The sequence below is a fragment of the Bacillus cereus group sp. MYBK15-3 genome, from assembly GCF_051916765.1.
In the GTDB taxonomy this organism is placed as follows: Bacteria; Bacillota; Bacilli; order Bacillales; family Bacillaceae_G; genus Bacillus_A; species Bacillus_A cereus.
Genome location: NZ_JBQAHG010000002.1, coordinates 394,432 through 417,501, shown reverse-complemented (window position 1 = coordinate 417,501; position 23,070 = coordinate 394,432). Strand labels below are relative to the sequence as shown.

Here is a 23,070-nt window from a genome sequence, read left to right as displayed (position 1 = left end):
ATTCGGTGGTTGGTTGTTATCCATAATTGGCATCATATTCGGTGGTTGGTTGTTATCCATAATTGGCATCATATTCGGCATTTGATTGTTATCCATAATTGGCATCATATTCGGTGGTTGATTGTTATCCATAATTGGCATCATATTCGGCATTTGATTGTTATCCATAATTGGCATCATATTCGGCATTTGATTGCTATCCATAATTGGCATTATATTCGGTGGTTGGTTGTTATCCATGATTGGCATTATATTTGGCATTTGAATATTTGGCGGTATGACTTGTGGAATAACTACATTTTCTTTCGATACATTTGGCGATACTATATTTCCTACATTCTCTTTCTTCACTTGTGGTGACACTATATTTCCTACATTCTCTTTCTTCACTTGTGGTGACACTATATTCCCTACATTTTCTTTTTTCACTTGCGGCGACACTATATTTCCTACATTTTCTTTTTTCACTTGCGGCGACACTATATTTCCTACATTTTCTTTTTTCACTTGTGGTGACACTATATTCCCTACATTCTCTTTCTTCACTTGCGGCGACACTATATTCCCTACATTTTCTTTTTTCACTTGCGGCGACACTATATTCCCTACATTTTCTTTTTTCACTTGCGGCGATATTATATTATTTTTTTTCGTTTGCGGAGAAATGATATTGTTAGGTTTCATTTTACTAATTTGAGGAGCAATTAACTCGCTTCCTTTTTTTATTACATCTGAAATTTTATATTCTTTTTTCGGTTTTATTGGTGGTTGTGGCGGCTGCGGTAATACATTTACCGAAAACTTCGTGTTTTCTTTTTCCGCCGGTTTTTGTTTTTCTATCACAGGTGGTTTTTGAATAACAGACGGTTTTTCTTTTTGAATTGGCTGTTCTTTTTGCACCTCTTTTTGCGGTTTCACCTGTACTTCTTTTTGCGGCTTTACCTGCATCTCCTTCTGTGGTTTCACCTGTACTTCTTTTTGTGGCTTTACCTGCATCTCCTTCTGCGGTTTTACTTGCACTTCTTTTTGTGTTTGTTGCATAGCTGGCTGCTGTGTAATTGGTGCTGATTGATACGTAACTTCTTCTTCATCTTCTATTCCAAGCGGAGTTGGTGTTGCTGCAAATTCTTTTTGCTGCACTTCTTTTACGTATTGCTTTGGAGGTGCTGAACCTGCTCCAGCCTGTTGTTTCATATGAACACTCTTTGATGGCACTTTAATTTTCATACCTGGCATAATTAAATCTGGATTACTAAGTTGTGTATTTGTTTTTTTCAACGTATCAAAATCCACTCCGTACTTTTTCGCAATTTTCCAAAGGGTATCCCCTTTTTGCACGATATGAATTTTCAAATTTTCCCCCTCCTGTATAACTTATCTATAAGTAACAAATCTCATGAAGTAACTCTTTCTAAATAACATTAACTTCTTTTCACTTTTATCACTTCTTCGATTTTCAATATCATTCGAAGTGGAATAAGCATAAAGAACCACAATGATTTCTTCAAAACAATGTATGCCCATTTCGTTCTCGTTATGATTATATGTATGAAAAAAAGCAACGGGAATACCGTTGCTTTACACACGCTCTAACATACGATTTAATGCAAGAACTGCTTCTGCCGTTACTTGTTTGTCTACGCTAATAACGTTAATTTCTTCTCCTCTTTCTATCGTTTCAAGTGTCCATAATAAGTGAGGCAGATCAATTCGATTCATCGTTAAGCACGGACACATAAATGGATTAAGCGAAACAATTTCTTTATCTGGATGTTGCTGAATAATTCGATTCACTAAATTCATTTCTGTACCAATCGCCCATTGGCTACCAGATGGCGCTGATTCAATCATATCAATAATATATTTCGTTGAGCCTGCATAATCTGAAGCAGCTACAACTTCATAGCAACATTCTGGATGTACAATAATATTCATATCCGGATGATTTTTTCGTACACTCTCAATATTCTTCATTGTAAAATTTTGATGAACAGAACAATGTCCTTTCCATAAAATCACTTGAATTTCTTCTATATCCCCATCGTACTCTAATAAATCTGTGTGTGGGTCCCATACTGCCATTTTATCTAACGGGATACCTAGATCGTACGCTGTATTTCTCCCTAAATGTTGGTCTGGTAAAAAGACGAGACGTTCTTTTTGAGTAAACGCCCAAGATACCATTTGCTTTGCATTAGAAGAAGTTACTGTTGCTCCTCCGTTACGACCACAAAACGCTTTAATTGCAGCTGTAGAGTTCACATATGTTAACGGAATCATCGTATCTCCAAATAATTTAGTGAGCTCTGTCCATGCTCTTTCTGTTTGTTCAATATCTGCCATATCCGCCATCGAACAACCTGCACGCATATCTGGTAAGATGACAACTTGATCATCTGTCGTCAACATATCTGCTGTTTCCGCCATAAAGTGTACCCCGCAAAACACAATGTATTTTGCGTCTTTATTGCTCGCTGCAACTTGCGCAAGCTGAAGTGAATCCCCTGCTGCATCTGAAAATTGTACCACTTCATCTTTTTGATAATGATGCCCTGGAATGAATAACATTTTCCCCATTTTCTCTTTAATTTCACGAACACGCTTTTCCATATCTTCCGTTGACATTGTGTAATAACGCTCTGGTAACATCGTTTCAATCGGCTGTACTTTTTCTAAAATACTCATATACGTTTCTCCCCCTCTAAGCCACTTTCCTTACTCTTCAATATTGAAACTAATATCAAGTGCTTTCACTGAATGTGTTAACGCTCCAAGTGAAATATAATCTACCCCTGTTTTTCCGTATTTCGATAAATCTTCAATTGTGATGCCCCCTGAAGCTTCCGTAACGATGGCACTTGGTACAATCTTTGAAAACTCCCGGATTTCATCTGGCGTACGATTATCGAACATAATAATATCCGCACCAGCAGCGACAGCCTCTCTCACCTGTTCCTCAGTTTCTGTTTCCACTTCTACCTTCACCATATGTCCTAACTTTTCTTTTACTGATGTAACAGCTTTTGTAATAGAACCAGCAAAAGCAATATGATTGTCTTTAATCATGACACCATCATATAAACCGAAGCGATGATTAAATCCACCGCCGCACACGACTGCATACTTATCAAACATACGTAGTCCTGGCATCGTTTTTCGCGTATCACAAATGCGAGTATGACTACTATCTAAAGCAAGAACCGCTTTACGCGTCATCGTCGCTATTCCACTCATACGCTGAATAACGTTTAATATAACGCGCTCTGCTGTTAATAACGATGCGATTGGACCTTGCACTGTTGCAATAATTTCTCCTTTTTCTACAAGATCCCCATCTTTTTTATGAAGCTCTATTTCAATTCTCTCATCAATTAATTTAAATCCTGATTCAATTACTAAACATCCTGCAAAGACCCCTGTATCCTTCGCAAGAAACGTTCCTTTCGAAAGCAAGTTATCTGGAAAAATAAGCTGAGATGTTACATCTCTTTCTCCTATATCTTCTAAAAAAAATCGGTTTAATGCTTCTTTAACTTTTATCGTGTTCATAAAGCCCCTCTTCCCCTCATCACACAAGTTGTAGTTTTCTCTTTACTCGAACAATCTCTTTCTTTCCTATATTTCTATCTGGATAATCACTCCGGTAATGCCCGCCAATACTTTCTTCTCTTTGCAAGGCTGACACAACTATAAGCTCACAAACCGTTAACATATTAATAAGCGTTATCTCTTCATTCGTAAGAACATCATGTTGTAATATCATATTTCGAACACCATACTTACTAAACCATCTCTTCGCATAAGATAAACTTTGCTCTGTTCGCACAATCCCAACATATTTCATCATGCATTTTTGTATTTCTTCTTTCGTCGGTAAATGATTCAGAACGATAAACTTTTCTTCCTTTTCAGCTAGCATGTTCACCTTTTCTTTTGTCTCTCTAGATAAAATGTGTCGTCCGATTCTTTTTCCAAACACAAGACCTTCTAATAATGAATTACTCGCTAATCTATTTGCACCATGAACTCCGTTACAAGCTACTTCACCGACTGCGTATAAGTTCGGAATAGACGTCTCTCCATCACAGTTCGTTTTCACGCCGCCCATGTGAAAATGAGTACCAGGCACGACTGGAATAAGTTTTTTATTTATATCGACTCCATTTGTTTTACATATCGATGACACGGTCGGAAAGCGTTGTTCAAAGTTTTGAATCATTTCGATGTTTAAGTACACTTTTTCACCCGCAAGTAGCTGTTCATGAATAGCCCGTGCGACTACATCACGAGGTGCTAGATCCTGTTCGGAATGTATATCCATCATAAAACGCTGCCCTTTTCCATTTATAAGGACAGCTCCTTCTCCGCGAACAGCTTCGGACACGAGGCCGGAACAACGCCCACCCGCGTATAACATCGTCGGATGAAATTGTATAAACTCTAAATCTACAAGCTCTCCGCCTGCACGGTACACCATTGCAAGTCCATCGCCTGTAATCGTCTCATCATTAGAAGTAAAGGCGTATAAACCGCCAATACCGCCTGAAGCTAACACCGTACAATCTGCATTGTAACGTTTCAATTCTCCTTTATTGTTGCGAGTTAAAGCCCCAACACATTTATCTTTTTCTATAATAAAATCGAGCACCATTTCCTGTTCCACTACCGTAACGTATGGAGCTACTTCTTGAATAAGATGCTCTAATAAATTCTTTCCTGTTGCATCGCCACCTGCATGTAAAATACGACGTTTTCGATGCGCTCCTTCTTTTCCAAGATGAGGACCTGTTTCATCTCCATCAAATTTCATTCCTCTTTCAATAAGGTTATTAATTTCTTTCGGTCCCTCCTCGACTAAATAACGGACCACTTCTTCATTGTTATAATGACACCCTGCTACTAATGTATCTTCAAAATGATCATTAGGATTGTCATATGTAGCTACCGCTGCGGCAATTCCACCTTGAGCTAAATGTGTATTATTATTACGTTTCGTCTCCTTTGTGATAATAATCACATTCTTTTCGTGACAAATCTCTTTTGCAACACGAAGTGCCGCAACACCACTTCCAATAATTAAGACATCTGCACTTGGCATAATTGTTGCCTCCTACTTTACACTTTTCAACTGTCTTGACACCTATATTTACATAGTTTTAAAATAATGACAAGAGTTTTTTTATAATTCTTATTTTCACTACCATTTAAAAAGTAAAAGAACTGTAACTCTTACTAGAGAGAGGAACTTACATGATGATATATCTTGACTATGCAGCTACTACACCTATGAGCGAGGAAGCGTTACAAACATATATGAAAGCAGCGTCGCAATACTTCGGAAATGAACAAAGTTTACATGATATTGGAGGAACAGCTGCTTCTTTATTACAAGTTTGCCGAAAAACATTTGCGGAAATGATTGGAGGAAAAGAACAAGGAGTATTTTTCACAAGTGGCGGATCGGAATCAAACTATCTTGCGATTCAATCACTTCTAAATGCCCGAACTAAGAAGCATATTATTACGACACCTATGGAACATGCATCCATTCGAAGTTATTTTCAATCTCTAAAATTAAAAGGCTATACGATCACTGAAATTCCTGTTGATAAAAGCGGACTCCTTTGTTTAGTAGATTTAGAGGCAGCTATTACAGAAGATACTGTGCTAGCAAGTATACAGCATGGAAACTCTGAAATCGGAACCGTTCAAAACATTACAGAAATCGGGGCACTTTTAAAAAAATATAATGTTTTATTTCATACAGATTGTGTGCAAACGTTTGGTAAACTGCCTATCCATGTTTTTGAGATGGGCATTGATAGTCTTTCTGTTTCAGCACATAAAATATACGGACCAAAAGGTGTCGGCGCTTGCTACATAAATCCGCAATCTCGCTGGGAGCAAGTATTTCCGGGAACTTCTCACGAAAAAGGATTTCGCCCAGGTACAGTGAACGTTCCCGGCATCGCATCTTTTTTAACAGCTGCTGAAAATATATTAAAAACTCAATGGGAAGAAAGTTTACGTTTTAAAGAGTTACGCTCCTACTTTTTAGGGCAAATACAAACACTTCCGCTAGAAATTGAAGTAGAAGGTCATTCTACTTCTTGTTTACCACATATTGTTGGGGTTACAATAAAAGGAATAGAAGGTCAATATACTATGCTAGAATGTAATCGCCATGGTATCGCTATTTCCACCGGAAGTGCTTGCCAAGTCGGTAAACAAGAACCTTCGAAAACTATGCTTGCAATTGGAAAAACGTATGAAGAGGCCAAACAATATGTCCGCTTCTCTTTCGGACAACAAACAACGAAAGATCAAATTGATACTACTATTCATGCACTACACACAATTGGAAATCAATTTTATAGAGGTGTTAAATCATAATGAAACAAAATGACCAAAAAAAGATTTTAGGCGAAGAAAGACGACAGCTTATCCTTCAGTGGCTTCTCGCTGCAAATGAGCCGTTATCTGGGAATGAACTATCGAAGAAGACAAACGTAAGTAGACAAGTTATCGTGCAAGATATTTCCTTGCTTAAAGCACGAAACGAACCAATTATTGCGACTGCCCAAGGCTATTTATATTTAAAACCACAAGAGAAACAACAAGCTTTTGAACGCGTAATCGTATGCCAGCACAAACCAGCAGAAGTACGTCAAGAACTTACAATGCTTGTTGACCATGGCGTTACGATTAAAGATGTAAAAGTTGAGCATCCTGTATACGGTGACTTAACAGCATCCATCATGGTAAGCAATCGCTTTGATGTAGAGCAATATTTACAAAAAATCGAAAACACAAATGCTTCCTATCTTTCACAACTAACAGATGGTATTCACTTACATACAATTGAGGCAGATTCTAAAGAAAAGTTAGATGCTGCTTGTGAGGCGTTAGATAAAGCAGGATTTCTCGTTTATTAATGTAAGGCACAGAGTTTTTATCATTCTCTGTGCTTTTTTAATGCTATAATATTGTAATCAATCGTAAAGGAGATCAAATATGGGAATTGAACTCGTTCACTTTAGCATTGGCAAACCGAAACAAATGAAATATGGCGAAGATAAAGAAATGATAACAGGTATATGTAAAGACCCTACAGAAGAGGCCTTTCTCTCAAAAGACGGATTTCGTGGTGATGACGTAGCGGATTTAAAACATCACGGCGGTCCTGATCGTGCTGTTTGTGTGTACCCACACGAGCATTACGCACTATGGGAAGAGGAATTTCAAACTACGCTTCCAGCTTCCACATTTGGCGAAAACATTACCGTAACAAATATGTTAGAGCGTGATGTTTGCATCGGAGATACATATCAACTAGGTGAAACAATCATTCAAGTGACACAAGCAAGAGTACCTTGTAGCACAATTTCAAAACGTCTTGGCATCCCTGGCATACTGCCACGCATTGTAGCAACTGGATTTACAGGCTACCTATGCCGCGTTCTTCAAGAAGGTACTGTACGTAAAGATTCTAAAATTACATTACTAGAACGTCAACCGAGCAATGTTTCTGTCTTGTTCTCTAACGAAATTTATTTTCATAATAGAAAAGATAAAGATGGTATTGAAAAAATTCTTGCCGTTCCAGAACTAGCTGATATTTGGCGTGGTCAGTTAGAAGATCGTCTTGCGAAGTTAAAATAAAGAATCACACCAGGTAAAACAGTATTGAGTCCATCATACCAGATGGACTCTTTTTATTTTCTCTTCCTTCACGTCCAAACATATAAAAATATATTTCATATTATATATGGACAACCTTTAATTCTTATATGTGAAGGGAGTGATTAATTATGGCGGATTACTTCTTAAAAAATGGAAAAAAATATTATAAGAAAAATGATCGTCCATGTAATTCTTCAAATTCAGATTCAAATAACTGTTTTATACAGAACTATACTATTTTCGGTACGGGAAATACCCCTCAAGATCTTGATATAACAACTGGAATTCCTCGAACTATATTTGAAAACTTCACTAAAAATCATAATAAGACACTTATTAAATTTAGTTTCAGTCCTGCATTTGCAACAACGATTAGATTAACAATCGCAAGATTAAACCATCGCTCTCCACTTACATTTACCTTAACACCAGGAGATATTAAAACATTTTTAGTAGAAGATGTTGAGAGTATTACTTTCTCAGATACTGTAGCTCCATCTACACTCAATCTATTAATACAACAAACGAATTGTATTTGCTGCAGTAATTCGAACAATGATGAATCCTATTATTATAATAGTTGTAATGATGCGTACTAAAAACCCGACAAAAGAGTTATCTATTCCTAACAGAAGCCGTCCTAAATATCTTTTAGGACGGCTTCTTTATTTTGCTAGCTTAATTAATCACTTACTTCAATAGAATCGATAGCTTACTCTGCCTCAAACCGAGAAACAGCTTTTCATTTCAAACAACTTTAACAACAGCTCCCCTCTACAACCAATAAGAAGAATAACTCCCCAGCACAGTAACAGAAAAACCGAGTGCTTCAAGTTCCATCGTTACGCCTGGCAATAATACGTCATCGTATGCTTTATCAACATCGATTAAGAAAAAGTAATTTCCAAGACCTGTTTTCATCGGACGCGATTCGATTTTTGATAAGTTTAATTTTCTCCATGCGAAAGCTGATAACACTTGATATAGGGCACCTGCATAATCTGCAGGTAACGTTATCATAAGCGTCGTTTTCTCTCCGCGATTCTCTCCGTTATTCGGGAGTACTGCTTTCTTTTTCTTATGGAGTACCAAGAAACGTGTGTGATTATTTTTATGCGTATGAATACTACGTCTCACAATTGTTAATCCGTATTTTTCTGCAGCCGCTTCATTTGCAATAGCGGCAATTTTCTCTTCAGGATGTTCTTTCACATATTGCGCAGCAGCACTTGTAGATGTCATATCTCGAACAGTTACTCCTTTTAATTCTTCATTTAAAAATTTATGGCACTGTGCAATGGCATGCGGATGAGAATGCACTGCATATACTTCATCCCACACTTCTGCATACTGCGGATGTACAAGTAAATGCTGCTGAATTGGTACTGTAATTTCTCCTACAATGGAAAGCGGCTGCTCATGTACAAGGTAATCAACCGTTATATTCACTGAACCTTCTATTGCATTTTCTAACGGTACAACTGCGAAGTCTACATTTTCATTTGCAGCTGCATCTATACAATCTGGAATCGTTCGATATGGTACATGCTCTGCTTCCGGAAAAAAACGACTCACCGCCATATTTGTAAATGTTGCTTCTGGTCCTAAATAACCTACTCGAATCATCGTCTTTTCCCCTCTTTTTCGTTTTCTTACTGTTATACCATACTTTTTTATATTCTTCTATGTAAATTTCGAATATTAAAAAAAAGACTAGCGTTCGCTAGTCTAAATGTTTCTTATATTCTCTTTGAGCGAAGAAGAAATAAATGATACATGCTGCAATATAAAACAGAATGAACAAACCTACTTTTCTTAATGATCCATCCATAAAAAGCGTATTATGAAACGTATATAACGCAACTGCACTATGCATACTCCCTACTATAATTGGCGCAAAAAATAGCATACATAATTGCCAACGAGAAATTTTCCATACTTCTTCCTTCGTCATTCCAAGTTTAGAGAGTGCACCATACTGCTTTCGGTCCGATGCAATATTATGGAACCATTTAAAATAAACGATACTACATGAAGTAAGAAAGAATAATATACTAATAAATGAGCCTACAAATAGAGTAATATCACCGCCTTCTTTCATATTTACATACAACTCCATATTGCTTCGAAATGCATTATTATTATCTTGTTTCATATGTTTCCGTAAATCTTCATTTAATTTCTTCGTCTTTTCGATATTTGGTAATGTGTAGCCTCTATATATCATTGTTTCAGAATCAGGAACCTGATTTGCTATACTATCAAAATCTTCATCATTCATAACAAAGAACAGACCATTAATGTACGAAGGGTGATGGTTAAATTGAACCCCTTCTTTCTGACCGTTAAATACGAATTGATATGGTTGATTCATTACTTGCAATTGAATCTCTTTTTGATTATATACATTCGAATTATTGTATTTATTATAATAAACGAGTGTCACTGTACCTTTTTTAGGACGATACGTTTTCTGTTTTTGTTTCCTTGCTTCTTGGTTATATTCACTTTCTTTTATAAGCGGTACTATTGTTGTTTCTCCTTTACTAGACTGAAAGGATGCATACACTCCAACAAAACTCATATATTGAAAATCGTCATACCCATATTGATGCAGTAATTTTTCAACCGCACCTTCCTCAAAGACTTCATGAGTAGAAATACCTTTTTCTATGTACGAAAACGAGTGTACCCCTCCAGTTCGCCACATATCTTGCATGCTAGAAAAATATAAGAACACCGTACCTGTTGCTGTAACTACAAACGTCGTTGCCATAGACATCAGAAAGAAAAAGCGACCATTTTCCTTCATTCGATGTGACAATTGATTCACTATAAATAAATACGGATATGTATACATAATCTTTTTATTTCGCTTTATTATTTCTAACATTTGGGTAGCTCCATGTGTAAAAGAAAAGTACGTTCCAAAAAAGACAAGTATAGACACAGGGAAAAAGTATATCGCTATCGTAGCCATCGTCACTTGTAGCGCCAATGCATACCCGCCCACTAAACAAGCAAAACCGAATAAACAGAGCCACTTTGATGTTTTCTTCTCTTTTTTATCTGTTCGAAATTCTTTCAATAACCGAATGATTTTTATATTCCATATACGTAAAGCACTTATAAAAGATAACAAAATAAAAACGACCATATATGTAATAAATGTTACACCAATCGCCCTTACGTCAAATATGACAGGGAGTTCTTTCGGAAGCCCCAGTAACATACTAAATACCATAAAAAAGAGTTTTAAAAATATCATACCAAGCCCAATACCGAAAATATTCGCGAAGACCCCGATTAAAATTTGCTCGGTCATAATCACTCCTATTACGTTAGACTTCGTTGCTCCCATTAACATATATAACCCTAATTCTTTCTTACGTGCTTCTATGAAAATAGAAGTAGAGTACAAAATAAATATGACGAAAAAAGAAATGATTATAACATTACATATAATAAGTCCCCAGCGTACGTTTTGATACCACATCGTCTCTTGCATATATGGATGCACAATGACAGACATATATGCGTAAGAAGCAAATATTGCAAAACAACTACTTAAGAAAAACACTTTATAATTACGCCAATTTCCTTTTATATTTTGCAGCGCTAGTTGCCGAATGTTCATCTATCGTCCTCCTGTAACTTACTACATAGGCAAAAAGCTAGAGGTTCCCCTAGCTTTTTACGTGTTTTAAATATCCTCTTTGCGCGATCATAAAGTAAATGGCAGAAGCTAAAATGTATGCTCCAATTACAAGCGCACCTGATTTCCATAAATTAATATAAAGCATTTTCCCTAACGTATGAAGAGCAAATCCACTATGAATGGAACCGATTAAAATCGGGATAAAGAAGATAACTCCCATTTGTCGAATCGCAATTTTGCGAATTTCTTTATCTGTCATACCAATTCTCTTTAACGATTTAAATTGAATACGATCTTGTTCTTTATCGTTAAACCATTTAAAGTATGTCATACTACAAGCGAAGAAGAAGAACAGTACCGCTACGAAGAAACCGATGAACATTGTAATTGCTCCACCTTCTCTTATATCCTTATACGCAAACACTGAATTTCTCAATTCCCCTTGCTTTTCTGGTGCAATTTCATTTTTCAAATCTAATACAAGATCTTCTGTACTTTTCCAATCCTCAATATAATAACCATAATATTTTGTCTTTTCTTCATCTGGTACGAGTGTTGCATATTTCTCAAAATCTTGATCATTTACAATGAGATATTCACTATCATTAAAAACAGAATACTGCGTTGGGGCATTTAATTGAACAGACTGCTTTTGTCCGTCAATTATAAATTCATACGGTTTCGTACGATCTATCTTCATCAGTTCATTTGACATATCAACCATAACCATCGTTGCACTACCTGGTGCATTATGAACTTCTGTAGGTTGCTCTCTCTTTTGTTTGCGCACTTCTGCATTATATTCTTTTTCTGAAATAATCGTCATCGGTACTTCATGTTCACTATTAAACAACGTTATTTTCTGTGTTGCCGGTAGTTTAACGTATGTTACTTTTCGCGCATCTTCAAACCCGTGTCTCTTCACAAGCTCCTGTACCTTTTCTTCATTAATAAGGTTATGCGTATTTAACCCCTTTTCCTCATATGAAATAGCATGTGGTGTAAGTTCTACCGTTTTCGCACTCATATTTTCAAAATATACGTACAGTGTACCCACCGCTGAAGATACTACCGCCGTAATGATAGAAATTACAAATAGAAAACGAGCATTATCTTTCATTTTATAAATAAGGTTGCTAAGGACGAACATATTTGGGTACGTATAAAAAGATTGCTTTCTTTTTTGTAATGCTTTTAATACAACTGTACTACCTTGTGTAAATAGTAAATACGTTCCGCCAATTGTCAGTCCTACCACCGGTAAAAAGAGGATGAGGAAATTCAGAAACGTTACTTGGAAGCTAAGTACATATGCAACAATAATACATCCTATACCAACTACACATAACCATGTAAATGCAAACGGCTCTACTTTTTGCTTTCTTGCCTCTCTTAATAAATCAATAATTTGCAAGCGTCCTACTGTCCAAACACTAAACAATGATAGGATTAAAAATAGAATAAAGTATACACCAGCTGTAATAAGAACTGCTTTACTATTCCAAACAAGTGGAAGTGTCTTATCTATTTTTAATAATACGCTTAACGCTTGGAAAAATAATTTTGAACAAAGCATCCCAACCCCAATACCAACTACAATTGCAATACTACCTAACATCAGTTGCTCTAATATAATCATTCGGCCGAGCTGCGATTTCGTTCCGCCTATTAATGTTAGTAGACCAAACTCTTTTTTTCTTGCTCGTAAAAACGTTGAATTTGCATATAAAATAAAGAGTGCCGAAAAGATGACCACAATATAATTCATCGATTCTAATCCTTTTGTGATCATCTTTCTCATACTAATATTACCGCTTACGACATCTGGATGATAAATAAAAGAAGCATACATGAAAAATACGACAATTGATAAACAACTACTTATAAGAAACGCTTTATAGTTACGCCAATTTCCTTTTACGTTATTAAGCGCGAGCTGGCGAAAGTTCATGATATTCTCCTCCTAGCATCGCAAGTACGTCCAGAATTTCTTGGAAAAAGGCTTGTTTCGTTCTTCCTTTATGTATTTCCGAGAAAATTTCTCCATCGCGTATGAAAAGGATACGTTCACAATAACTAGCCGCTACTGGATCGTGCGTAACCATTGCAATCGTTACTTTCTTTTGCTCGTGTAAATCTTGCAGAGCGCCCATTAGCGATTTTGCTGACTTCGAGTCTAAGTTTCCAGTTGGCTCATCTGCTAAAATTAACGTCGGTTCATGAATGATTGCTCTCGCTGCTGCTGCACGTTGTTGTTGTCCCCCAGATACTTCGTATACTTTTTTATTTAAAATTTCTTCGATGTTTAAAAACTTCGCAATTTCCAGTACTTTCGCATCAATTTCATTTACAGATTTCTTCGCCATTACAAGTGGTAAAATAATGTTTTCTTTAATGGATAACGTATCAAGTAAATTAAAATCTTGGAAGATGAACCCTAAATGTGTACGGCGAAACTCCGCTAATTTTGCAGCACGCATTTGATTAATTTCTTCACCATTTACAAGCACATGACCTGAAGTTTGCTTATCAATTGTTGCTAATAAATTTAAAAGCGTCGTTTTCCCACTTCCTGAAGGACCCATAATCCCTACAAATTCGCCTTCTTCTATTTTAAAATTTATATCGTTTAAAGCAGTCGTCGCTACTGAACCTTTTGATTGGTACACCTTCGTTAATCCTTTTACTTCAAGAACACTCATTTCTAATCCCCCTACGTGTTTTCTTCTTACATTTACTATAAGAAAAATAAGAAAAAGAAACGAGTGATTTCCCTTACAAAACGTTTTGTTATCTTACAGTTTTGTCATTTTTCTCATCAATGTATGATATTCTTCATCTTTTGCAAATTGGAACGTGAATGTTGTCCCTTCTCCTTCAGCCGATTGGACATACATTCCATGATGTAAATTATCGCAAATTTCCTTCGTAATATATAAGCCCATCCCAGTCGCTTCTCTCGTTTTACGTCCATTTATTCCCGTAAAAAATGGATCAAATATGCGCTTTACGTCTTGCTCTGGAATACCAATTCCATTGTCCTTAATATGTAATAACACCTTTTGATTTTTCTCTTCAATTTGAAATTGAATTTCTTTTTTCTCTGCCGCTGAAATTTTTGTATACTTGATTGCGTTTACAACAATTTGACCTATAGCAATACTCAGCCATTTTCTATCAGATGCAACCATACAAGTATCTTCTTCAAACATCACTTTCGGAAATACAGACGATTGAATAAAGGATTTCCGATTTTCATTAATAATCCCTCGCACGACATCTATAACATTTACTACTTCTACCTTATAATCTTTCGCAAACTGCTCTAGTCTTGCCATATGTAACGCTAAATCTAAACCATTTAGTATACGGTTATTTTCTTCACGAATACTTTCAACTGTTGCCCTTGCCTCACGATGCTCTTTGCCAAACTTTTGCAGCAATAATTCAATAACAGATACTGGTGTTTTCATTTGGTGAATCCATTGGTTCATAAATATCATTTGCTGTTGCTCTTTCGCATGCTGTTTATGAACTTCATTCATATATTGCTGTCTTAATAACGTAAAAGATTCAACGACCATTTCTTGCTCTGATGTATAAGATTCATCAATAAGTAAAGAGTCATGTAATGTATTTCCACCAGTAACATACTTTTCGATCCTCTTTAAAAACACACTCCGTTTTCGGTAATCGTAAATGAGGTATACAGTAAACACAACTGTTCCTAATAAAAGTCCATATAACCACGTACTCCAATCAATGGATTTCTTTTCTAAAAGACTTTGCAGCTGTAAAACGAGCCCAAATAAACAAAGGCTAACAATATAAGAAAGAATTAAAGAAAAGCGGTCCATAAGGTAATTTTTAACCTTCATGCCCTTCGCCCCACTCCGTAAAAAGCGCATAACCATATCCACGTTTCGTTACAATTGCATTTTTAATGCCTAACTCCTCTAGTTTCTTCCTTACACGCTTTACATTTACGGTTAATGTATTATCATCCACAAATGCTACTTCATCCCATAGAGCTTCTAACAGTTCTTCACGCGTTACATATTGATTCACCTGTTTCATTAAACACTCTAATAAGTAAAACTCATTTTTTGTCAGTTCAGTTTGTTGTCCTTGCCACTCAACAATATGCTGAGACGGGAATAACAACAGTCCATTTACACCTAAACAATCACTCTCAGCGGCAGAAGCATACTCTCCGTAACCACGGCGAAGTGCACTCTTCACCTTTGCCATTACGATATCTAAATGGAATGGCTTCGTAATATAATCATCGCCGCCATTTTCAATCGCCATTACTTGATCCATTTCTCCTGTTCTTGCAGAAACAAAAATAATTGGTGCATTCGATACAGTACGAATTTGACGACACCAATAAAAACCGTCAAAGTACGGTAAATTAATATCAAGTAACACGAGATGAGGATTCACTTTTACAAACTCATCTTTTATTTGACGTAAATCACTTGCTCTAAATGATTGATAGCCATATCTTTCTAAATGCTCTTCTAATATTCCCGCGATTTTCTCATCATCTTCTACAATTAATATTTTATACATGTTCATTTTCTCCCCATAAAAAAATTCTTCTAAAACCACTCCCCTTTTTATTATAAATTGAAAATTTAATTAGTGGGGATTTTTTCCTATATAAATCCGATTTTTACGATATAAAAAAAGACTGCCGTATTTCGGCAGTCTTAATCGATAAATTCAAATTCATATTCAAGAATTTTTACAATATCTCCGTCTTTCGCACCACGTGCACGAAGCGCTTCATCAATACCCATTCCGCGCATTTGACGAGCGAAACGACGTATAGATTCATCACGTGAGAAGTCTGTCATTTTGAATGTCTTCTCAATATCGTAACCAGAGATAACAAACGTGCCATCACTTTCACGTGTAATTTCAAATTTAACACCTTCAGTATCAAATTTGTACATTACACTTGTATCAGACTCATCCGCAACTTCATGTATTGGGAATTCTGGTGTTGTTTCTATTAAGTTCGCTACTTCAAACAGTAAGTCACGAACACCTTGTCTTGTTACAGCTGAGATTGGGAAGATTTTTACTTCGTCTCCCACTTTCTCTTTAAATGCTTGTAAGTTTTCTTCTGCATCTGGCATATCCATTTTGTTTGCAACAACAACTTGTGGACGCTCAGTTAAGCGAAGATTGTATTCTTTTAATTCATTATTAATCGTTACGTAATCTTCATATGGATCACGGCCTTCTAAACCAGACATATCAATAACATGCACGATTACACGTGTACGCTCAATATGACGTAAGAATTGGTGTCCAAGTCCGACGCCAGCATGTGCGCCTTCAATTAGTCCTGGAAGGTCAGCCATAACGAAGCTGCGGTTATCACCAGTTTCAACAACACCAAGATTTGGAACGATTGTTGTGAAGTGATACTCTGCAATTTTCGGACGCGCTGATGATACAACAGATAATAATGTAGATTTACCTACACTTGGGAATCCAACAAGTCCAACGTCTGCTAGTACTTTAAGTTCTAGAATAACATCACGCTCTTGACCTGGTTCCCCGTTCTCAGCGATTTCTGGCGCTGGGTTCGTAGCTGTTGCAAAACGTGAGTTACCACGGCCACCGCGGCCACCTTTTGCAATTACAGCAGTTTGTCCATGTGTTACTAAATCGGCAAGAATTTGACCAGTTTTTTCATCTTTTACTACTGTTCCTGGTGGAACCTTTACAAGTAAATCTTCAGATTTACGTCCGTGCTGACCTTTACTCATTCCGTGCTGACCGCGATCAGCTTTGAAATGACGTTGGTAGCGGAAGTCCATTAATGTACGTAAGCCTTCCTCAACTACGAAAACAACATCTGCACCTTTACCGCCGTCGCCACCTGCTGGGCCACCTTTTGGTACATACTTCTCACGACGATACGCAACCATACCGTTACCACCGTCGCCGCCTTTTACATATATCTTGACCTGATCTACAAACATTATTTCACCACACTTTTTTCAATTGGTTGTAATATAACTGAGACTTCTTCGTCTCGCACTGTATAAGAAATGGAATACCATTTATTGTTTTGGGTCGCAAGCCAATTCTGTAGTTCTTCTACACTCGTTAGCTTACCACGAAAATCAAAAAAGAAACGAGCATTATCCGCGTCACATTCAATTGTGATACAAACATAATTTTCAACATATACGTCTAAACTATGCTGAAGCATCGAGAAAAATTGATTCGTCCATGTACATACAGTCTCATCTAAGTGAGATAAGTTATGTAATTTCCCTAATACTTCGTACTCCAATAAGCACGGCTGCTGTTTCCAATTATATGTTAAAATCCACTCTGAAAATAAAGGCATTGATAGCCCCATCAGATTGGATTCTTGTCTCGCTTCTTGGACAAAACGATCGATGAGACTATGAATTTCTTCCACTTTTCCAAGGGAAAGGTTTCCTTTCACCATCTGCATACGATTGAGCCAATCATGTCTTGAGTGGCGCAATGCATCTATAATTGTCCATTTTTCATTCATTTAGATACCCCTTAATATAGAAAAACTCTAACCTGCACTCAGGTTAGAGTTTTCCGTGAGTTCTTATGCTTCTTGAGCAACAGGATATACGCTCACTTGTTTGCGGTCACGACCAAGACGCTCAAAGCGTACTACGCCGTCAACTTTCGCGTATAAAGTGTCATCGCCACCACGACCAACGTTAACACCTGGATAAATTTTTGTACCGCGTTGACGGTAAAGAATTGAACCACCTGTAACCGTTTGACCATCTGCGCGTTTAGCACCAAGACGTTTTGACTGAGAGTCACGACCGTTCTTTGTACTACCTACACCTTTCTTAGATGCGAAAAACTGAAGATCTAATCTTAACATACGTTACACCTCCTGCACTTTTTCTATTAAACGGATATACTTTCCGTAATCAAGTTCGATCGTCTTAAGCGAAACAACTAATCCTTCTAAAAGTGTTTGTGCTTTTTCTGCTGTATGAACGTCTAAATCATTAGGCAATTCATACGTTAAGAATCCGCCATCACTTCCGAGTTCAATAGTTGCTTGCACATTACAAAGTTCTTCCACTGCATTTATAGAACCAAACACAACCGCTGTAGTTCCAGCACAGACAAGGTCTTGTCCATGTGGCGCATAATCGGCATGTCCAGTCATTTTAAATGATTGGATACTTCCTAATTTCGTGCGACTTATCGTAATTTTAATCATGTTAACCAGAATTAAGCGTTGATAGCTTCAACAACTAGCTTAGTGTAAGGTTGACGATGACCTTGTTTCTTACGATTGTTCTTTTTCGCTTTGTATTTGAAAACGATAATTTTCTTAGCGCGACCTTGTTTTTCAACTTTCGCAGTAACTGTTGCACCTTCTACAACTGGGCTACCAACTTTAACGTTTTCGCCACCAACGAAAAGAACTTTGTCAAAAGTAACAGTTTCACCAGCTTCAACATCTAATTTTTCAATGTAGATTGCTTGACCAGCTTCAACTTTAATTTGTTTTCCACCTGTTTCGATAATTGCGTACATACTTGCACCTCCTCTTAATTACTAAGACTCGCCAAAAACGAGGTAGACATAAATGCCTTTAGGGAACCTGTCTTGTGCGGTTGTAGCATATAGCCGTTTAGGTGCTATAAACTATAACATAAAGATGTTATCATGAATCATAGACGGTTGTCAATAAATGTTCTGCTAACTATTTTTTCCGCTCTACAATTTCTTTTTTACTTCCAAAACGAACGATAGCATACTTTTCGATATTATCATCTTTGAAATAAATTTCAAATGGAATATTTTTTTGTAATTCTTTTTGCAAAAACTGTTTTTGCAGTTCTTTAGGCGCAGCGATTAATACCGCTTCATCTTCTATATTGCCATATGTGATTAGTTCTCTCTCTAACTCATACGCAATTGTTTCATGCGACATCACATAACCCGTCGCTTTGCAAGGTACACACTCTTTTAATAATACGTCCCGTAAAGAATGCTTTTTACGTTTACGTGTCATTTCCAAAATCCCTAGCTCCGTAAAGCCGAGCACCCTTGTATATGTGCGGTCATCTTGCATAGCAGCTATAAGACATTCTCTTACCTTTTCTTTATCTTCTCTTTTTTTCATATTAATAAAATCAATTAATATCATACCACCAATATCACGAAGTCTTAATTGGCGTGCAATTTCTTCAGCTGCCATCTCATTTGTGCGAAGTACTGTATCTTGTAAATTTTGTTTTCCCGTAAACTTGCCCGTATTCACATCAATTATAGTCATCGTCTCCATTTGTTCTACAATTAAATAAGCACCATTTGGAAGCCACACAATTTTTTGAAGTGCTTTCTCAATTTCACGCTCTATTCCAAAATGGTTAAACATCGAAGACTTTTCATTATAAAAAGATACTTTTTCTTTTCCAACTTTGTCTTCTAATTCTTTTACTATACTTCTTGTATCTACAACTACTTTTTCAATGGTTTCAATTGGATTCTCTTGAAATACACGATCTAAAAAGGTCGCCGGTCGATGAAGTAATAACGGCGCCTTTCCTTGGCCCTCTTTTCTTTTTAACTCTTCATACAACTGTTGTAACTCTTGCATTTCAGCTTGTATTTCTTCAATTGCTCCTTTTTCAGAAGCAGAACGGAAAATGTATCCCCCCGTTCCCTCTATTTCAATTTGGAGTAATTGTTGTCTTCTTTTATTATTTTTTATTTTTCGAGAAACAGCGCGCATCTCATCAAACGGCATATAAACGACATATTTCCCGGTAAATTCTATATTCGCTTTCAATTTAGGCCCTTTCGTATCAATTGCCTCTTTTACAACTTGTACGAGTATCGCTTGCCCTTCATGTATACGATAAGAAGATGGTACATCATCGTATGAAAGGTAAGCATGTTTTTCTAAACCGATGTTTACAAAAGCTGCATTCATTCCAGCAATTGTTCTTACGACACGTCCAACATAAATATGCCCAACAATCTCTTGCTCTTCATTACGTTTCCATAAAAACTCAACAATTTTTTTCTTCTCTTCAATTGCAACCCGCTTTTCCGAACCAGCGTAATTCACATATAACGTTTTCAAAATTATTTCCTCACTTTATAATCTTCTTTGCTTTTACAATAATAAAAGGTTAGTGCTATCGTCAACACTAACCGATTAATTCTTCAACTGATGAAGTTGTTCGTTTTTCAGTAAAATATGCATAGAGCAATTCATTTTCATCCAATGTGTAATGCTCTTTATATTTTCCACGGACGATAATAGAATGCTTATATCCTCTACGAAATTTTGTGAAGATCGTATATAAACGATCTTCCGTTTGCACTTCAATAGGTGCAATCTTTTCGATTCCTCTTTTGTTTCCATAATAACGTTCTAATAAAAAACGCATAAATGCATACCGTCTTTGTTTCCACTCTTGATATAATGACACTGCTAAAAATATGAGTAGTACCCACATCATAATATTGTTACTATTCCAGAGTAACTGCCATCCTAATATTACACCAAAAAAAACACATGACAATTGCATCATCTTTTCATGTGCTTGTAAATAAGGGAAACGATATGATAATACATTAAACAATACTTTCCCGCCATCTAACGGCCAAATAGGGAGTAAATTAAATGCTAAAATAATTATATTATTCCACATAAAGAAATAATATAAATCTGTATTCAGCCAACCGGCTTCGAACAACATGTAACCTACCAGCATCATCCAAACATGTTGAATCGGTCCTGCAATTACGACAACAAGTTCCTCTTTCAATGACTTATTACCATGTTCCTCAAGCTCGGCAACGCCACCAAACGGCAAAAGCTGAATTCTTTTTATACGCCAATTATAGTGTGCTGCTGCAAAAGCATGCCCAAGTTCATGAATAAGAACAATACAAAATAACAGTAGTAACTCTTTAAAACGCGCAGTAAAAATACCAATGACAATAATAACCCAAAATAATGGATGCACGGAAATTTTCGTTAAAACGTCCCTATATTTAATCAAATGATATCACCTGGATCGGATCAATAAATTTTTCATTCTTTTTTATCGCGAAATAAAACTTTCCATTTTTATCATTTGTATCATTACTCACCGTTCCAATTTTTTGTTTCTTTGAAACGTAATCATATAATTTCACTGACATATCGTTTAAGTTTGCATACCATGACTCCGTACCATCTGCATGTTGAATTTGAACTGTATTTCCAAGTTCCTCTTTCTTGCCTGCAAAAACAACTAACCCTTCATTTACTGACTCCACTTTTGCATTTGTAGCTGTTTGGACAAATACACCTTGGCCATTTTTTTGAAACCCTTGCATTACCTTTCCAGAAGCAGGAATTGCATAATCTTTTTGCTGAATACTTCCTTCTTTTTTCTCGTTCGGCGAATAGAATACGAGCGGTTTTCCAAATTGCTTTTCGTACCATTTCGCTACAGTAGCAAACTGAAATTCCTCTTTCATCACTTTTTCTGTAACAGCTTTAGCTCCATTGAATGAAGAAGGAGCATTCTTATATAAAATAGCAACCGAAAGAACTAATATTGCTGATAATAAAACTTTGAAGAAAAAGACTTCCTTTCGAAATAAAGGATGCATTTCCTTTTCTCCATCTTCAATAAATACCGCTTCACTATCAAAATTCCCTCCGTTAAAATACTGCTCTTCCTCCATCCTTTCTTGCTCGGCCTTCCTTTTTGCAATCCGCTTTTTAATTTCTTCTACGCGTCTATTCTTCATACTGTCTCCTTTCTTTCGTTAAGCTAATTTCATTAGAAACAGTTGTATACAGTTTGTACATATGTATGAGCTAAGAAAGAAAGATATTCGTGTGAAGAAAAAAGAAAGCACCTCGCATATGTGCGAAGTGCTCTTAACGGATTCCAAAGAAGTTTTTCACCTTTGCAAATACCGATACCTTTTCTTGTTCAAATGCTTGTAATGGTACATTCTCACCTAACAAGCGTCTTGCAATATTACGATAAGCCAACGCTGCTTTTCCGCTTGGTTGCAACGCCACAGGTTCACCTGTATTTGTAGCTCGAATAACTTCATCGTCATCTTCGACAACACCAAGAAGCTCGATTGACAATGTACGTACAATTTCATCAACATCTAACATATCCTGTTCATGAAGCATATGACTACGTACACGGTTAATAACAAGTTTCGGTGGTTCAATATCCTCTTTTTCTAAAAGCCCAATAATACGATCCGCATCGCGCATTGAGGATACTTCTGGAGTCGTAACAACGATTGCTTTATCCGCACCAGCTACCGCATTTTTAAATCCCTGCTCAATCCCCGCAGGACAATCGATTAATATGTAATCATAATCTTGACGTAATACTTGTATTAATTCATCCATTTGTTCAGGTGTTACCGCTGATTTATCACTCGTTTGTGCTGCAGGTAATAAATAAAGATCATCAAAACGTTTGTCTTTAATAAGAGCCTGAGGTAAACGGCAACGCCCTTCAACGACATCAACAAGATCAAATACAATACGATTTTCCAGCCCCATTACTACGTCTAAATTTCGAAGACCGATATCTGTGTCAATTAAGCACACTTTCTTTCCAGATAACGCTAGGGCCGTACCAATGTTCGCAGATGTAGTAGTTTTACCTACTCCGCCTTTTCCAGATGTAATTACTATTGCCTCTCCCACA

The 23,070-nt window shown here is 36.6% G+C and carries 22 protein-coding genes, 1 pseudogene and 1 other annotated feature; of the genes and pseudogenes, 4 read left to right on the top strand and 19 right to left on the bottom strand.

Annotated elements, in window-relative coordinates; genetic code table 11:
* Positions 1 to 1,196: 1,196 nt before the first annotated feature.
* The 4 genes and pseudogenes from safA to nadB all read right to left on the bottom strand — a co-directional run.
* A pseudogene (gene safA, locus ACTFR8_RS10565) lies at positions 1,197 to 1,353 on the bottom strand (SafA/ExsA family spore coat assembly protein); the annotation flags it as partial.
* A gap of 225 nt (positions 1,354 to 1,578) precedes the next feature.
* A complete protein-coding gene (gene nadA, locus ACTFR8_RS10560) occupies positions 1,579 to 2,685 on the bottom strand; it encodes a quinolinate synthase NadA (protein WP_000025305.1) in 1,107 nt (368 codons plus the stop codon).
* A gap of 30 nt (positions 2,686 to 2,715) precedes the next feature.
* Positions 2,716 to 3,549, bottom strand: coding sequence for a carboxylating nicotinate-nucleotide diphosphorylase (nadC, locus tag ACTFR8_RS10555; RefSeq protein WP_001092207.1), 834 nt, complete (start codon positions 3,547 to 3,549; stop codon positions 2,716 to 2,718).
* Between the two features lie 19 nt (positions 3,550 to 3,568).
* A complete protein-coding gene (gene nadB, locus ACTFR8_RS10550) occupies positions 3,569 to 5,098 on the bottom strand; it encodes an L-aspartate oxidase (protein ID WP_001138536.1) in 1,530 nt (509 codons plus the stop codon).
* Between the two features lie 152 nt (positions 5,099 to 5,250).
* Between nadB and ACTFR8_RS10545 the strand changes: the two genes are divergently transcribed.
* From ACTFR8_RS10545 to ACTFR8_RS10530, 4 genes are all read left to right on the top strand, one after another.
* Entirely contained in the window at positions 5,251 to 6,393 is a 1,143-nt protein-coding gene (locus ACTFR8_RS10545) for an IscS subfamily cysteine desulfurase (RefSeq protein ID WP_000973757.1), read from the top strand.
* Positions 6,393 to 6,935 (top strand): transcription repressor NadR, encoded by a 543-nt coding sequence (locus ACTFR8_RS10540; RefSeq protein ID WP_000812240.1) that lies wholly within the window; start codon positions 6,393 to 6,395, stop codon positions 6,933 to 6,935. Before ACTFR8_RS10545 ends, ACTFR8_RS10540 begins: the two co-directional genes overlap by 1 nt.
* Before the next feature lie 79 nt (positions 6,936 to 7,014).
* Positions 7,015 to 7,662: an MOSC domain-containing protein gene (locus ACTFR8_RS10535; protein WP_000510668.1), complete on the top strand. Its 648-nt coding sequence runs from the start codon at positions 7,015 to 7,017 to the stop codon at positions 7,660 to 7,662.
* Between the two features lie 149 nt (positions 7,663 to 7,811).
* A complete protein-coding gene (locus ACTFR8_RS10530) occupies positions 7,812 to 8,282 on the top strand; it encodes a hypothetical protein (protein WP_144607916.1) in 471 nt (156 codons plus the stop codon).
* A gap of 175 nt (positions 8,283 to 8,457) precedes the next feature.
* On the opposite strand, the gene pheA is transcribed toward ACTFR8_RS10530, so the two are convergent.
* The 15 genes from pheA to minD all read right to left on the bottom strand — a co-directional run bounded on the left by pheA (position 8,458) and on the right by minD (position 23,069).
* Entirely contained in the window at positions 8,458 to 9,309 is an 852-nt protein-coding gene (gene pheA, locus ACTFR8_RS10525) for a prephenate dehydratase (RefSeq protein ID WP_000621701.1), read from the bottom strand.
* 97 nt (positions 9,310 to 9,406) lie between these two features.
* Positions 9,407 to 11,320, bottom strand: a complete 1,914-nt coding sequence (locus ACTFR8_RS10520; RefSeq protein WP_001026365.1) for an ABC transporter permease — start codon at positions 11,318 to 11,320, stop codon at positions 9,407 to 9,409.
* A gap of 49 nt (positions 11,321 to 11,369) precedes the next feature.
* Positions 11,370 to 13,292, bottom strand: a complete 1,923-nt coding sequence (locus ACTFR8_RS10515; protein WP_001011421.1) for an ABC transporter permease — start codon at positions 13,290 to 13,292, stop codon at positions 11,370 to 11,372.
* On the bottom strand, positions 13,267 to 14,043 hold the full coding sequence (locus ACTFR8_RS10510) for an ABC transporter ATP-binding protein (RefSeq protein WP_000114529.1): 777 nt from the start codon (positions 14,041 to 14,043) through the stop codon (positions 13,267 to 13,269). Before ACTFR8_RS10510 ends, ACTFR8_RS10515 begins: the two co-directional genes overlap by 26 nt.
* Positions 14,044 to 14,136: 93 nt before the next feature.
* A complete protein-coding gene (locus ACTFR8_RS10505; RefSeq protein ID WP_000865401.1) occupies positions 14,137 to 15,219 on the bottom strand; it encodes a HAMP domain-containing histidine kinase in 1,083 nt (360 codons plus the stop codon).
* Entirely contained in the window at positions 15,209 to 15,916 is a 708-nt protein-coding gene (locus ACTFR8_RS10500; protein ID WP_001986640.1) for a response regulator transcription factor, read from the bottom strand. The genes ACTFR8_RS10505 and ACTFR8_RS10500 overlap by 11 nt, the downstream gene beginning before the upstream one ends.
* A gap of 140 nt (positions 15,917 to 16,056) precedes the next feature.
* Positions 16,057 to 17,343 (bottom strand): GTPase ObgE, encoded by a 1,287-nt coding sequence (gene obgE, locus ACTFR8_RS10495; RefSeq protein ID WP_000497127.1) that lies wholly within the window; start codon positions 17,341 to 17,343, stop codon positions 16,057 to 16,059.
* Positions 17,343 to 17,891 carry a sporulation initiation phosphotransferase B gene (locus ACTFR8_RS10490; RefSeq protein ID WP_001003584.1) on the bottom strand — a complete coding sequence of 183 codons (549 nt, stop codon included), beginning with the start codon at positions 17,889 to 17,891 and terminating at the stop codon, positions 17,343 to 17,345. The genes obgE and ACTFR8_RS10490 overlap by 1 nt, the downstream gene beginning before the upstream one ends.
* A 63-nt stretch (positions 17,892 to 17,954) precedes the next feature.
* A complete protein-coding gene (gene rpmA, locus ACTFR8_RS10485) occupies positions 17,955 to 18,245 on the bottom strand; it encodes a 50S ribosomal protein L27 (RefSeq protein WP_000944958.1) in 291 nt (96 codons plus the stop codon).
* A gap of 3 nt (positions 18,246 to 18,248) precedes the next feature.
* Positions 18,249 to 18,593: a ribosomal-processing cysteine protease Prp gene (locus tag ACTFR8_RS10480; protein WP_002001054.1), complete on the bottom strand. Its 345-nt coding sequence runs from the start codon at positions 18,591 to 18,593 to the stop codon at positions 18,249 to 18,251.
* Positions 18,594 to 18,604: 11 nt separating this feature from the next.
* The gene (rplU, locus tag ACTFR8_RS10475) at positions 18,605 to 18,913 is read right to left on the bottom strand and encodes a 50S ribosomal protein L21 (RefSeq protein WP_000270907.1); all 309 of its coding nucleotides are present in this window, start codon (positions 18,911 to 18,913) and stop codon (positions 18,605 to 18,607) included.
* A 14-nt stretch (positions 18,914 to 18,927) separates the two neighbouring features.
* Positions 18,928 to 19,005, bottom strand: a sequence feature (ribosomal protein L21 leader region).
* 77 nt (positions 19,006 to 19,082) lie between these two features.
* Complete coding sequence (locus tag ACTFR8_RS10470) at positions 19,083 to 20,471, bottom strand: Rne/Rng family ribonuclease (protein WP_000855483.1); 1,389 nt, start codon at positions 20,469 to 20,471, stop codon at positions 19,083 to 19,085.
* Between the two features lie 67 nt (positions 20,472 to 20,538).
* On the bottom strand, positions 20,539 to 21,399 hold the full coding sequence (gene spoIVFB, locus ACTFR8_RS10465; protein ID WP_000599054.1) for a stage IV sporulation intramembrane metalloprotease SpoIVFB: 861 nt from the start codon (positions 21,397 to 21,399) through the stop codon (positions 20,539 to 20,541).
* Positions 21,392 to 22,138: a stage IV sporulation protein SpoIVFA gene (gene spoIVFA / locus ACTFR8_RS10460; RefSeq protein ID WP_000797471.1), complete on the bottom strand. Its 747-nt coding sequence runs from the start codon at positions 22,136 to 22,138 to the stop codon at positions 21,392 to 21,394. Before spoIVFA ends, spoIVFB begins: the two co-directional genes overlap by 8 nt.
* A gap of 133 nt (positions 22,139 to 22,271) precedes the next feature.
* Entirely contained in the window at positions 22,272 to 23,069 is a 798-nt protein-coding gene (gene minD, locus ACTFR8_RS10455; protein WP_000503309.1) for a septum site-determining protein MinD, read from the bottom strand.
* Between the last annotated feature and the right edge of the window lies 1 nt (position 23,070).